The organism is Psychroflexus tropicus DSM 15496 (assembly GCF_000378765.1).
Taxonomy (GTDB): Bacteria; Bacteroidota; Bacteroidia; order Flavobacteriales; family Flavobacteriaceae; genus Psychroflexus; species Psychroflexus tropicus.
This window is the reverse complement of the sequence record NZ_KB905343.1, coordinates 808,101-821,298: the sequence shown is the minus strand read 5'-3', so window position 1 is coordinate 821,298 and position 13,198 is coordinate 808,101. Positions and strand designations below refer to the sequence as shown.

The window sequence follows — 13,198 nt, the reverse complement described above, 5'->3', positions numbered from 1 at the left end:
AGAAAAAAACGGTTAATTATTGTATTTTGGATGACATATGTAATGTTTAATAACGGTTTTGGATAGTGCCTTCAAGTTCAATTGATCTGAAGCTGATGACACGTCTTTTATTTTCCCACTCTTGTACCATATATTAATATGTTCTTTGTCAGGTTGATAAGCCAGATTGGAAGTTGAACCTTCAAATACGAAATATTCAGCATCTTCCTTAGAAATAGAAAAATGCTTCTGTGCCTTTTCTAATTGCTCATTTATCTTACTCCGTTTTACAGGATCATTTTTTAATTTGATTTTCAATAAGTCTCTATTTAAAAGCATCTTACTCAATTTACTCAAAACGAAATCCTTATGATATTGCCAGTTTTTGAGTGCTGAGATAATATCGTTATCGTCTAACTTGGAAAATAAGTCTAAAGTAACTTCGTCAAAATCTTCAGAACTGATTTTATGACTTAAAAAGTAATTTAAAGTAGAGTTTTCAATGTTTTCATCGCTAGTTTCGAATATGTATGCTGCTCTTCTAAGTAAGCGGATTAGAATTTGCTCAGCACATAAGCCTGTTTTATGGAGATATACCTGCCAATACATCAGCCTTCTTGCAACTAGGAATTTTTCAATGGAATAAATCCCCTTTTGTTCCACAACCAATTCATTATCCACTACGTTGAGCATATTGATGAGTCGCTCACTATTGATATTGCCCTCAGCCACTCCCGTATAAAAACTATCCCGTTTCAAATAATCGAGTCGATCTATATCCAACTGACTTGAGATTAACTGACATAAAAATTTCTTATCATGATACCCCCTAAATATGTCTATTGCTAAATCCAGCTGACCATCGAATTCAGAATTCAGTTTATTCATAAATTCAAGAGACAGATACTCATGAGATATATTGCTAACTATTGAGTGCTCGAGAGCATGTGAAAATGGGCCATGACCAATATCGTGTAATAATATGGCGATAAGAACGGCTTCCTCTTCTTCATCTGTGATTTCAATCCCTTTTGATTTTAATATATCCAGAGATTTTTTCATTAAATGAAGACAACCCAGGGCATGATGAAACCTGGTGTGATTAGCTCCCGGATACACCAAATTAGAAAGTCCCATTTGAGTAATACGTCTCAATCTCTGGAAGTAAGGATGCTCAATAAGATCAAAAATTAATGGACTTGGAATGGTAATAAATCCATAAATAGGATCGTTTATTATTTTAAGTTTGTTCCTTTGATTCAAGACGATAAAATTTAAAACAAATATACAGTTATATATGTCAAAGATAAAAGTACTGTGGGTAGATGACGAGATAGATTTACTAAAGCCTCATATTCTGTTTTTAGAAAAAAAAGGTTACGAAGTAACGACATGCCAAAGTGGATCTGAAGCTTTGGATGAAGTTACCCGTACTAGATTTGACGTTGTATTCCTAGATGAAAATATGCCTGGGCTAACGGGTCTAGAGACTTTGAATGAAATCAAAGCAGTTCAAAATGAACTTCCCGTGATTATGATTACCAAAAGCGAGGAAGAGTATATTATGGAGGAAGCTATTGGTTCAAAAATAGCAGATTACCTCATAAAACCTGTCAATCCCAATCAGATTTTATTGAGTTTGAAAAAAAATCTTGATCACTCCAGACTTATTTCAGAAAAAACTACATTGAATTACCAGCAGGAGTTTAGAAAAATCTCCATGGAATTAACCAATGTCAATACCTATGAAGAATGGGTAGATTTATACATGAAGTTGATTTATTGGGAATTGGAATTGGAGACCGTTGAAGATTCTGGAATGTTTGAAATATTAGAGTCCCAAAAAAACGAGGCTAATATTGAGTTTTGTAAATTTATAGATGAGAATTATTCTAGCTGGTTCGATAAAAATACAGAGGCTCCTACTCTATCACACACTCTTTTTAAGTCTAAAATTTTACCAGAACTATCCAAAGAACAGCCTACGCTTTTAGTTGTGGTAGACAATCTTAGATACGACCAGTGGAAATCTTTTGAGTCTACTGTAGCCAAACATTACAAAAAAACAAAAGAAGAACCTTACTATAGCATACTTCCTACTGCAACACAGTACGCCAGAAATGCTTTATTTTCTGGCCTTATGCCAGTTGATATGGAAAAGATTTATCCTGAATACTGGCTGAATGATACCGATGAAGGCGGTAAAAACCAATTCGAAGAAGAATTTCTGGAAGCACAACTCAACAGGCTTGGTAAGGATTATAAAACACAGTTTCATAAAATTACTAATGTCAACAAAGGAAAAAAATTAGCAGACAATTTTAGAAGTCAAAAAGACAATGATCTCACAGTACTAGTTTATAATTTTGTGGATATGTTATCCCACTCCAAAACTGAATTAGAGGTAATTAAAGAGCTGGCATCCAACGATAAATCCTATAGATCATTAACTCAAAGCTGGTTTAAAAATTCTCCTCTTCTAGACATTATTCAACAAGCTCAAACCTTAGGTTTCAAATTGATAATCACAACCGATCACGGAACTATAAATGTAAAGCACCCGTCCAAGGTTATTGGTGATAAAAACACTAGCCTTAATTTAAGATACAAAACTGGTAAAAGCCTCACTTATAATGAGAAAGATGTAGTTGTAGCTAAAGACCCAAAGAAAATTAATCTACCAAGTATAAATATGTCTAGCTCCTTTATTTTCGCTAAAGAAAATTATTTTCTTGCTTATCCTAATAATTACAACTACTACGTTAATTATTACAGAAATTCTTATCAGCATGGAGGGATTTCTCTTGAGGAAATGATAATACCTTTCGTAGTTTTAGATCCAAAGTAAACAAATGAACTTAACCTACACTTTAGAAGAAATATCTGAAACAGCAGATAATATACTTAAAAATGCCAAATCTAGATTCCTTTTGTTTTCTGGAGAAATGGGAACTGGGAAGACTACATTAATAAAAGAAATGGTGAGTTTACTCGGCAGTAATGATAAGGTTTCAAGTCCTACATTTTCTCTGGTAAATGAATATGAAGGCGAATCGACTTCAATTTATCATTTTGATTTTTACAGAATTGAGGACGAAACTGAAGCCTACGACATGGGTTTTGAAGACTACCTTTCAAGTAATCATTTAGTATTTATTGAATGGCCTGAGAAGATACCTAATCTCTGGCCCAACCACTACACTTTAATTGAAATTGAAGTGAGCTCCATAGATTCACGACGAATGATTATGAAAGAGTTTTAAGCTATTATAAGCGGATTTCCAATTAATTTTAACTAATTTTGTTAACTAATTGTATTAATGAATCCACACTCTTCAAAATCGCCCTTTACAACTTCAGAACTTCTTCCTCAGGAGGAAATGCTTGAAATTCAACGTTCAAAGGGTGAATTGTTTATAGGTCTTCCTAAAGAAACTTCCTATCAGGAAAAACGGGTTTGCTTAACACCTGATGCTGTAAATGCATTAACTCAAAATGGTCATCGAGTTTTAATAGAAAGTGGTGCTGGATTGGAAGCAAATTTTAGTGATAAAGATTACAGTGAAGCCGGGGGTGAAATCACACGTGATACGGCCAAGGTGTTTGCTTGCCCCATGATATTGAAGATAGCTCCACCTTCAGAAAAAGAATTAGCTCTCATAAAGCCACAGGCCACTCTTATTTCTGCTTTACAGCTTAAAACTAGAAACAAATCTTATTGTGAGACTTTAGCAAAAAAAAGAATTACAGCACTAGCTTTTGAATTTATTAAAGATCAGTTTGGTGGATTTCCTGCAGTGAGAGCTCTGAGTGAAATTGCCGGCACATCCTCTGTTTTGATTGCAGCGGAATATTTGTCGAATATGAGTGGTGGTAATGGATTAATGCTAGGGAATATTAGTGGAGTTCCACCTGTAGAGGTAGTCATATTAGGCGCTGGTACTGTTGGAGAATTTGCCACTAGGAGTGCTTTAGGACTTGGAGCTAGCGTAAAAGTGTTTGATAGTTCGCTTACTAAACTCAGATGTTTACAAAGCAATATGGCCAGACCTTTATACACGTCTACTTTACAACCAAAAACTTTACTTAAAGCCTTAAAGAGAGCCGATGTTGTTATTGGAGCTATACGAGGAAAAAATAGGTCACCTATCATAATTACCGAAGAAATGGTGAAAAAAATGAAAAAAGGGGCCGTCATGATAGATGTAAGTATAGACATGGGAGGCTGTATAGAAACCTCTTCGATTACCACGCACGATGAGCCTATTTTTGAGAAGCACGGAGTTATTCATTATTGCGTACCAAACATTCCCTCTAGATACTCTAGAACAGCTTCACTATCCTTGAGTAATATTTTTACACCCTACTTACTTCAAATTGGTGAAGAAGGAGGCTTAGAACCTGCACTCAGGATTGATTCCGGATTGAGAAATGGACTTTATTTCTATCATGGTATACTTACCAATAAATCTGTATCAGAATGGTTTGACTTAAACCATCGTGACCCGAACTTGCTTATTTTTTAAAATCTGTTTATGAAATTTATACAACGACTTGGCTATTATTTGTCTGGATTTGTAGTAGGTATAATTATGCTAATGTTTTTTTTGGGAGGAAAAAAAACATCTTGTGATTGGGGCCTTGATGCTCGGGTCCTAAAAAACATCAGAAATAAAGAGCGTATCGTAAAGGAAGAGGCTCTTCATTTTTTTAATGAAAGAAAAATAGACACTTCAGCCATATCCTTCTTATTAAAAACAGGTGATGTCAACTTCAAAGAAAGTAATGTAGAGGCTAAACCCTGTAAGATTTATCAAGTGGAGGGTGATTTGGACAACCAAAAACTTGGACTTATTTTTGAAAATTGCGATTCTACTGCCATCTTGAAAAGAGTCCTAGATTTAAAATAATTTTGTTTTTTAATGCCAACTTTTATTTTATGTTTGTTAGTAACAAACAACTTCTAGTATGAAACGAATCATTATTGATTATAAGAAACTTACTCCTGAAATCCTCTCTATGCTTGTTCAAAAGTATCCCGATGGTTATGATGACAGAGATGTTTTGGTTTTCAAAAATTCAAAAAATGAAACTATAGAAGCAGTGGAGGTGAAGACAGAAGACACCATTTATCTAGTCAAGATCAGTACAAGGCTTGAAGATACTATGACTAAATTTGATGTAGAGGATTATGATGACGATGAGATGGAAATGAATTATGTTGATTTACCTATGAAAAATGATAATGAAATTGAAGAACCAGATGAAGATTAATTGATTGTAATTCAGATTAATAGAAAAAAAAGCCAGTGAATACTGGCTTTTTTTGTTTCATAAAGTTTAATAAATTGTCTTCCTGCTGTAAAGTTATGCTTATATTGAGGACTGTTATTTTAACAGTATGAGATATATATTTGTTGTTTTAGTCGCCCTTATCTTCAGTTGCCAGTCAAAACCCAAAAAGGATATTGATGATCATTCTGAAAAGTTTTCTCGAGATTTAGATGAAATTAAAAAAAGTGGTAAGCTTAAAGCTCTTACTATATATTCGGGAACTACCTACTTTCTTTACAAGGGACGCCCCATGGGCTTTGAATACGAATTACTCGAACGTCTTGCCGAAGACTTAGAAGTTGAATTAGAAATGGTTATCGCAAAAGATGAAAATGACCTCATTAAATTACTTCAGGATGGCGAAGGAGATTTGTTAGCATATGGATATACAATTACAGAATCCAGAAAAAAGAAAATCAACTTCACCTATCCGCTTTATCTTTCTCATCAGGTTCTGATTCAGCGTAAACCTGAGCGCTGGAGACAAATGAAATTGCATGAAATCAAAAATTACTTAGTTACTAATCCAATTGAGCTCATAGGAGATACCATATCCGTTAAACGCAATTCATCTTATGCAGCAAGAGTCGAAAATTTATCTAATGAATTAGGTGGTGAAATCATTCTAGATACCTTAGAGGGAACATTATCTACAGATAAAATCATTAAAAAGGTGGCCGATGGTGAAATAAAATATACAATTGCAGACGAAAATATTGCATTTATTAATTCTTCCTACCACCCTATTTTAGACATTAATACATCTTTGAGCCTTTCACAGCGAATAGGCTGGGCTGTTAGAAAACGGGATACCCAATTACTAGCTACGGTTAACAACTGGCTAGAAAAAGCTAAAAAAACAACCGATTATCATGTTATTTATAATAAATACTTCAAAAACAAAAGGCTTTATAAGAAAAGGGTAAAAAGCGATTTTTATAGTCTCAATGAAAACAAAATAAGTCCTTATGATGATATAATAAAAGAAAATGCAGAGCTCATCAATTGGGATTGGAAACTTTTAGCTTCTGTGGCTTATCAGGAATCTCAATTTAAGCCAGGAAGAGATTCATGGGCTGGTGCCAGCGGACTAATGCAAATCATGCCAGCCACTGCCAAAGAATTAGGGGTGACTAACCCTTACGATCCGAAGCAAAGCCTGAGGGCTGGGGCTTCTTATCTCAAACAAATGATGGAAAGCCATCAAAATATTGAAGATAGTATTCAGCGCATTAAATTTGCTCTCGGATCTTATAATTGTGGTCTTTATCATGTTAAAGACGCTCAGAAGCTAGCAGAGAAACAAGGCTTAGACCCTTTATTATGGGATAATAATGTAGAACTTGCACTTTTAGATTTAAGCTATCCGGAACATTATAATAAACCTATTATCAAGTATGGGTATGTAAGAGGTGAAGAGCCTTTTAATTACGTAAGAGAAATTTTTAAAAGGTACGATCACTACAAACAATTTATCGATAATTAATTGATTGAATGCTGAGTTAATATTTGCTTTAATTTGATTTTTATATCTTCTGAAGCATCGATTATCATTCTTTCGTTGCTAGGATAGTCAACTGGTCCATTCCTCAATAAAAACTCTTCGTCTTTGTTTAGGACTCTGTTATCTCCCTGAAAATTGGCAAAGTTATTTTCAAAGACAAATATGCTTTCCAAGGGATATGAATTGATTTTTTGATCTGTAACAAGGTCAAAATAATGGATAACTGCAGAAGCTTTTACCTCTTTAGATTGAATTGTTTCAAAAAGAGTTCCGGAGACATTAACCAGAACATCGTCTTTTATTTTATTTCCATTCTCATCTAGGATGTAATTGCCGGCCCTATCAGTTCTATATCTCCAACCATCAACTACTTCGCGTTCTAAAGGGATTTGACGCTCTAATAATCTCTCTGGAGAAAACTGTAAATTATTAAAACTAATCTCTATAGAGTAATCATATTTTATCTCTTCTCTAGCATTGTTATGATATTCAGTCCACAAATCGTCAAGATTATACGTACTGAAGTTAAGCAATCTTTCTTCCACCTGGTTTGGAATAACCTTTTGAGTATCATTATATAAAGAAACTAAAACAAAATCTACTCCTTTAATATAAGCTTCTCTTTTCAAGGCTGCAGTATTTTTAAAATTAGGAGTCAGTTTTTCTAATTCAACTAGACTGTTATAAGCTAGTCTACTATCCATCTTATCATCTGTTCTCAAAAAATCAGTGGCTTTGGTGTACAAGTAGTTTGCATAGTTTTCTTTTCCAACCAAAATATTTTCTGAAAAATCGTAAAACTCAAAAGGAATTGTTGAGTTGTTTTAATCCTTAAGCGGCATTAGTGGTTTTATTCAGTTTTGTACACTTTGGAGTTGAACATAGAGCTGATACACTTCTTTTGAATTATCTTTTAGAGTTTCCCTCTCTAGGAAATCAATGCGATCTAAGGTTGATGTTCTGTAGCGCTCAAAAGCTCTCTTCAAAAGACCCGCATAAATTGGGCTTTTCTTGTTGAATTTATTTTTCTGAAGTTTATTGACTGAGGTGTTTATAGCAGTGACATAGTTACCAGAATTTAAAGCTTGTTCAGTTTTTTTGACTGAATTGCAAGAAAACAATGCGATAGAAAATAAAATAAGCAAATAATATTTCATAGTTAAAACAAATGTTATTGAAGACAAAAGTACTCAACTTATTAACATATAGATGAACTCTAAATATTTAAAATTTTAATTTTACAATTAAAAATCATGTTCGAGGATCTATAGAAACCTTTTATATAAAAAAAGCTCAAGATTCTAAAATCTTGAGCTTTATCATAATTCTTGAAAAATTAATTATTGCTTAATAATCTTTTTAGTGATTGAACGAGAACCGTCATTAAGCTTAACAAAATAAATTCCTGAAGAGTAAGCATCTAAATTTATTTGAGATGAACCTATCATGGTATTCGTAAATAATTGCTTACCAGTTATGTCGTATAGGCTAATATTCAATTCTTCACTTGAAATCACTTCAATATTGATTTTAGAATTTGTAGGATTAGGATATATTGCTATAGAACTTTCTTCAAAGTCTGTAGAACTCAAATTTTCTGAAACCTTAAAGTTTGTTGTTTCGGAACCTCCAAAATTGCCTCCTTCAAATATAATATCTCCAGTTTCGGTCTCTAAGCTATAATTACCCTGACCATATTGACAGCAAATTCCATCTCCAAATGAATCGAGGATTACAAAACTATAGCATGCATTTGGATTCACATCAAAGGTGACTTCGTAAAGTGTATCATCTTCTAATGTTGCTGGACTTTCTTCTAAAACATTACCATTTTCATCTAAAAATTCCCACGATGTTTCACTGGCAAAATCATCAGTTAATAAAGTTAGTTTTACAGTTTCTGTAGAATAAGTAGCATCCTGATAATTGTCTATTTCTCGTACAATAGTATTATTGTCTAAAAACTGGTCCTGAATATTATCGATGGCTAAGGAAGCCTCTAGATTGACGCCTAATGTAAGATCTAAGACTGGAGATCCAACGACATCACTTTCTCCAGTAGCTATACTACCACTCCATTCAATAGTCTCTACTGGTCCACTACCAATTTGATAAGTTAAGGTCGCACTGGTTACTGTTTCCTCTCCTCTATTAATGATAGTGAAGGTTGGTACTGCATTGTCTCCACATATGGGTTCGTTCAAATTTTGCACGGTTAAAGCAACATCATTACTAAATACTTCCAATGGCGGGTATTGGTCTAGGACTTCAACACCAGTTTGATCAGGATCAAGCCAATTTTGCAACCTTGTAATTGGAGTACTACCAAAATCCCAAGACACATCAAATCTACCATAATAATCAAAAGCCCCATTATTGGAGGTACCATTACAAGCAGCAGCTCCTCCTGCAAGTTGCCCTACGATTCTACCATTTTGATCAAATAAAGGTGATCCTGAAGAACCAGGCTCAGTGACACCTAGTTCCCATTCATCTAAGAACCAGTTATCCATGTCGTTTATACCATTAAAAGGTCTGGAGTTTTGAACAGGAGAATCGTTATCTCTAGCAACTTTCATGATGTCTCCACTTGGGTGATGAATTCCTACAGTATAATCAGGAGTATTACCAGTTCTATCCCAACCAGCCCAGACTAAATCCCAGTCTGAAGGGAAAGGAGCATCGATTTCTAACAAAGCGAAATCAGATTTAGAATTACTTGCTAATAAAGTAGCTCCACTGGCTGTTTGATCAAAATCTCCATTAGGGGAATTTGCTGTTGTGGAACAAGATGGAGTTGGACTTCTCCAATTAAATCTAAAGGCCCAATTACCTACAGATCCTCCCAAACAGTGATTAGCTGTTAAAAAATACTGGTTTTCATTGCTTCTAGTATTATTGATTAAAGAGCCAGAGCAAAAACCAGAAGATCCAACAATAGTCATCGCCACAGATTTCTTCAATTCTTCTTTAAAACCGTCAAAATCTGGACCTACAGGACAGTCTACATCCTGATTGCAGGGACCAGAATCATTTAAACCTTTTCTCAATTCTGGTATATCATTTACACTTCTGTAACCGTGTACTACTTTAGATATATGCAATTGGCCTTCAAATTTGGCATCTGCAGGTTCAAAATATTCTATCCAAACGTTATCACCATCGATCAACCACGTACCAAATTGCATGTCATCTCTGTTTTGAGATGAAGTATAAGCACCTAAAAGATCGGTACCTTCATCATTATAAAAGTAAAGTTTTGCGCCTTCAGGAATATAAAATTCATCAAACAAAAAGTTTAAAGTCTTAGCACCCTCAGATTGAACATTCAATAACCAAATTTTGTCACCATTTTTCAATTGATTCCATTCACCATCTTTGAAGCCCAAACTTACTTGGTGTTCGTAACCAAATCGGTAGGGCCTGTCTTTCAACTCATCATTGATTTTGTCTTCAGCTTGTAATGATTTCAAATCAAAATCAGGCATTACAAGTGTTTTTGGAGTTTCTAATTCTAGCTTCCAGCTAATGGGTTTTCCTTCATTCGTGACTTGAGAATATGACGATAGAGAGAAAAAAACCATTAATAATAAAATTAAAGAATATTTATTCATCATGTTAAAATATTTTAGATTTATATCAAATATATTAAAACTTTTAATAAACAGTCTGTTGTTCAAGATTTTAACTTTAAAATTAATGCCATTATGGCGTTAAAAAGAAGTAATTAAATGACATAATGGCATTATTAGCTTTAGGTACATTAATTGTCTAAGATTATCAAAACAATTAAATATGGATTTTAAAAACTTCACAATAAAAGCTCAAGAAGCTATACAAAAGGCGCAACAATTGGCGCAGGAATATGGTCATCAACAAATTGAAAATGAACATATATTTAAGGCCATCACGGAAATCGACAGGAATGTAACTCCCTTCTTATTGAAGAAGCTCAATGTCAACACCAATTTATTTAATCAATTATTAGATAAAAATTTAGAAAGTTTTGCCAAGGTCGAAGGTGGTGATATTGTTTTATCTCGGGAGGCTGGTAAAACTTTAAATGAAGCTAATATCATTGCTAAAAAAATGAATGATGATTATGTGTCAATTGAGCATCTGATACTGGCCATTTTTAAAAGTAAAAGTAAAATAGCGCAGGTTCTCAAAGACCAAGGCGTAAGCGAAAAAAATTTAGAAGCCGCTATTCAAGAGTTAAGGCAAGGTGACAGAGTTACTTCTCAGAGTGCAGAAGAGAATTACAATGCTTTAGATAAATATGCAAAAAACTTAAATCAATTAGCCGAGGAAGGTAAGCTTGATCCTGTGATAGGTAGAGACGAAGAAATACGACGAATTTTACAGATACTATCCAGAAGAACTAAAAATAACCCCATGCTTGTAGGAGAACCTGGAACAGGTAAAACCGCTATTGCAGAAGGTTTGGCTCATAGAATCATAGGTGGAGATGTTCCAGAGAATTTAAAAACTAAGAAAATATTTAGCCTAGACATGGGAGCTTTAATCGCTGGTGCTAAATACAAAGGTGAATTTGAAGAACGTTTAAAAGCCGTTATTAAAGAAGTCACTTCAAGTGCTGGAGACATTGTTCTCTTTATCGATGAAATCCACACCCTAGTAGGAGCCGGAGGTGGCCAGGGAGCTATGGACGCCGCAAATATTTTAAAACCTGCACTCGCCAGAGGTGAGCTTAGAGCGATAGGAGCTACTACTCTAGACGAGTACCAAAAGTATTTTGAAAAAGATAAAGCGTTAGAGAGGCGATTTCAAAAAGTAACCGTAGATGAGCCTGATACTGAAAGTGCAATCTCAATTTTACGCGGTATTAAAGAAAAATATGAAACTCATCATAAGGTCAGGATAAAAGATGAAGCCATCATTGGTGCCGTAGAACTATCTCAAAGATATATCACCAATAGGTTTCTTCCAGATAAGGCTATCGATTTGATGGATGAAGCAGCATCTAAATTAAGAATGGAGATCAATTCCAAGCCAGAGGAACTCGATGTCTTAGATCGGAAAGTTATGCAGCTAGAAATTGAGATTGAGGCTATAAAACGTGAAAAAGATGACACTAAACTGAAATCTTTGAGGGCAGATCTGGCTGATCTTAAGGAACAACGAAATACATTAAATGCACGTTGGAAAAATGAAAAAGACATCGTAGATCAAATCCAGAAAGAGAAAACGAATATAGAAGAGTTTAAACTTGAAGCAGAACGTGCAGAAAGAGAAGGTGATTATGGAAAAGTAGCCGAAATTAGATATGGTAAAGTAAAAGAGGCTCAGGAAAAACTTGAAAAACTTCAGCTTCAGGTTGAAGATCAAAAATCTGAAAGCTCCCTTATTAAAGAGGAAGTGGACTACGAAGATATTGCAGAGGTAGTTGCAAAATGGACAGGTATACCTGTTACTAAAATGCTTCAATCCGATCGGGAAAAATTACTAAAACTTGAAGGTGAATTACATAAACGAGTTGTAGGCCAGGAAGAAGCTATCCAAGCTGTATCTGATGCAGTAAGAAGAAGTCGGGCTGGACTTCAAGACCAAAATAGACCTATTGGATCCTTTTTATTCCTTGGTACTACTGGTGTCGGTAAAACAGAACTAGCTAAAGCTTTAGCTGAATATATGTTTGATGATGAAAGCTCAATGACTAGAATAGATATGAGTGAATATCAGGAAAGACACTCTGTAAGCAGATTGGTAGGTGCTCCTCCTGGATACGTTGGTTATGAAGAGGGAGGTCAACTCACCGAAGCTGTGAGAAGAAAACCTTACTCGGTGATTTTACTGGATGAGATTGAAAAGGCTCACCCCGATACGTTTAATATCTTACTTCAGGTATTGGATGAAGGTCGATTAACCGATAATAAGGGAAGGCTTGCAGATTTCAAAAATTCTATCATTGTCATGACATCAAATATTGGTAGTCATATTATCCAAGAAAAATTCGATGCTAGTAAAGATATCGATACAGCTATGGAAAGTGCTAAAGTTGAAGTTCTAGGACTTTTAAAGCAAAGTGTAAGACCTGAGTTTTTAAATAGAATTGATGATGTTGTGATGTTTACACCCTTATCTAAAGACAACATTAAAGAAATTGTTGAATTACAAATTAATAATCTAAAAAGAATGTTGATGAAACAGAGTATAACTATAGATGCTACCGAAGAAGCCATAGAGTATATAGCTAATATTGGTTTCGACCCTCAATATGGTGCAAGACCAGTAAAAAGAACTATTCAAAAAGAAGTTTTGAATACGTTATCTAAAGAAATCTTAGCTGAAAAAATTAAAACTGATAGCATCATATTACTCGATCAATTTGACGGAAAGCTAGTTTTTAGAAATCAATAA

Annotated in this window: 11 protein-coding genes; 7 read left to right on the top strand and 4 right to left on the bottom strand. The window is 34.4% G+C overall.

All coding sequences use genetic code 11. From position 1 onward, the window contains the following. Positions 1 to 12 precede the first annotated feature (12 nt). Complete coding sequence (locus tag F598_RS0108685; protein ID WP_019038656.1) at positions 13 to 1,242, bottom strand: HD domain-containing protein; 1,230 nt, start codon at positions 1,240 to 1,242, stop codon at positions 13 to 15. 34 nt (positions 1,243 to 1,276) lie between these two features. Between F598_RS0108685 and porX the strand changes: the two genes are divergently transcribed. The 6 genes from porX (at position 1,277) to F598_RS0108655 (ending at position 6,799) form a co-directional block, all read left to right on the top strand. Then, positions 1,277 to 2,827, top strand: a complete 1,551-nt coding sequence (porX, locus tag F598_RS0108680; RefSeq protein ID WP_019038655.1) for a T9SS response regulator signal transducer PorX — start codon at positions 1,277 to 1,279, stop codon at positions 2,825 to 2,827. Positions 2,828 to 2,831: 4 nt separating this feature from the next. Next, positions 2,832 to 3,242: a tRNA (adenosine(37)-N6)-threonylcarbamoyltransferase complex ATPase subunit type 1 TsaE gene (gene tsaE / locus F598_RS0108675; protein ID WP_019038654.1), complete on the top strand. Its 411-nt coding sequence runs from the start codon at positions 2,832 to 2,834 to the stop codon at positions 3,240 to 3,242. A gap of 57 nt (positions 3,243 to 3,299) precedes the next feature. Then, positions 3,300 to 4,505: an alanine dehydrogenase gene (locus F598_RS0108670; RefSeq protein ID WP_019038653.1), complete on the top strand. Its 1,206-nt coding sequence runs from the start codon at positions 3,300 to 3,302 to the stop codon at positions 4,503 to 4,505. Between the two features lie 9 nt (positions 4,506 to 4,514). Next, positions 4,515 to 4,889 carry a DUF4258 domain-containing protein gene (locus F598_RS0108665; RefSeq protein ID WP_026302612.1) on the top strand — a complete coding sequence of 125 codons (375 nt, stop codon included), beginning with the start codon at positions 4,515 to 4,517 and terminating at the stop codon, positions 4,887 to 4,889. A gap of 58 nt (positions 4,890 to 4,947) precedes the next feature. Next, a complete protein-coding gene (locus F598_RS0108660) occupies positions 4,948 to 5,253 on the top strand; it encodes a hypothetical protein (protein ID WP_019038651.1) in 306 nt (101 codons plus the stop codon). Between the two features lie 127 nt (positions 5,254 to 5,380). Beyond that, positions 5,381 to 6,799 (top strand): MltF family protein, encoded by a 1,419-nt coding sequence (locus F598_RS0108655; RefSeq protein ID WP_019038650.1) that lies wholly within the window; start codon positions 5,381 to 5,383, stop codon positions 6,797 to 6,799. On the opposite strand, the gene F598_RS14780 is transcribed toward F598_RS0108655, so the two are convergent. From F598_RS14780 to F598_RS0108645, 3 genes are all read right to left on the bottom strand, one after another. Further along, the gene (locus F598_RS14780) at positions 6,796 to 7,593 is read right to left on the bottom strand and encodes a hypothetical protein (RefSeq protein WP_019038649.1); all 798 of its coding nucleotides are present in this window, start codon (positions 7,591 to 7,593) and stop codon (positions 6,796 to 6,798) included. The genes F598_RS0108655 and F598_RS14780 overlap by 4 nt on opposite strands. 78 nt (positions 7,594 to 7,671) lie before the next feature. Next, on the bottom strand, positions 7,672 to 7,974 hold the full coding sequence (locus F598_RS15625; protein WP_019038648.1) for a hypothetical protein: 303 nt from the start codon (positions 7,972 to 7,974) through the stop codon (positions 7,672 to 7,674). 183 nt (positions 7,975 to 8,157) lie between these two features. Then, a complete protein-coding gene (locus F598_RS0108645; protein WP_019038647.1) occupies positions 8,158 to 10,434 on the bottom strand; it encodes a T9SS type A sorting domain-containing protein in 2,277 nt (758 codons plus the stop codon). 178 nt (positions 10,435 to 10,612) lie between these two features. Here F598_RS0108645 and clpB point away from each other — a divergent pair, with 178 nt between their 5' ends. Continuing rightward, positions 10,613 to 13,198, top strand: a complete 2,586-nt coding sequence (gene clpB / locus F598_RS0108640) for an ATP-dependent chaperone ClpB (protein WP_019038646.1) — start codon at positions 10,613 to 10,615, stop codon at positions 13,196 to 13,198.

What these genes read in the sequence shown, in the direction of transcription:
- porX (WP_019038655.1), top strand. Translation starts at nt 1,277, where the DNA reads ATGTCAAAGATAAAAGTACTGTGGGTAGATGACGAGATAGATTTACTA.
- tsaE (WP_019038654.1), top strand. Translation starts at nt 2,832, where the DNA reads ATGAACTTAACCTACACTTTAGAAGAAATATCTGAAACAGCAGATAAT.
- F598_RS0108670 (WP_019038653.1), top strand. Translation starts at nt 3,300, where the DNA reads ATGAATCCACACTCTTCAAAATCGCCCTTTACAACTTCAGAACTTCTT.
- F598_RS0108665 (WP_026302612.1), top strand. Translation starts at nt 4,515, where the DNA reads ATGAAATTTATACAACGACTTGGCTATTATTTGTCTGGATTTGTAGTA.
- F598_RS0108660 (WP_019038651.1), top strand. Translation starts at nt 4,948, where the DNA reads ATGAAACGAATCATTATTGATTATAAGAAACTTACTCCTGAAATCCTC.
- F598_RS0108655 (WP_019038650.1), top strand. Translation starts at nt 5,381, where the DNA reads ATGAGATATATATTTGTTGTTTTAGTCGCCCTTATCTTCAGTTGCCAG.
- F598_RS15625 (WP_019038648.1), bottom strand. Translation starts at nt 7,974, where the DNA reads ATGAAATATTATTTGCTTATTTTATTTTCTATCGCATTGTTTTCTTGC.
- F598_RS0108645 (WP_019038647.1), bottom strand. Translation starts at nt 10,434, where the DNA reads ATGATGAATAAATATTCTTTAATTTTATTATTAATGGTTTTTTTCTCT.
- clpB (WP_019038646.1), top strand. Translation starts at nt 10,613, where the DNA reads ATGGATTTTAAAAACTTCACAATAAAAGCTCAAGAAGCTATACAAAAG.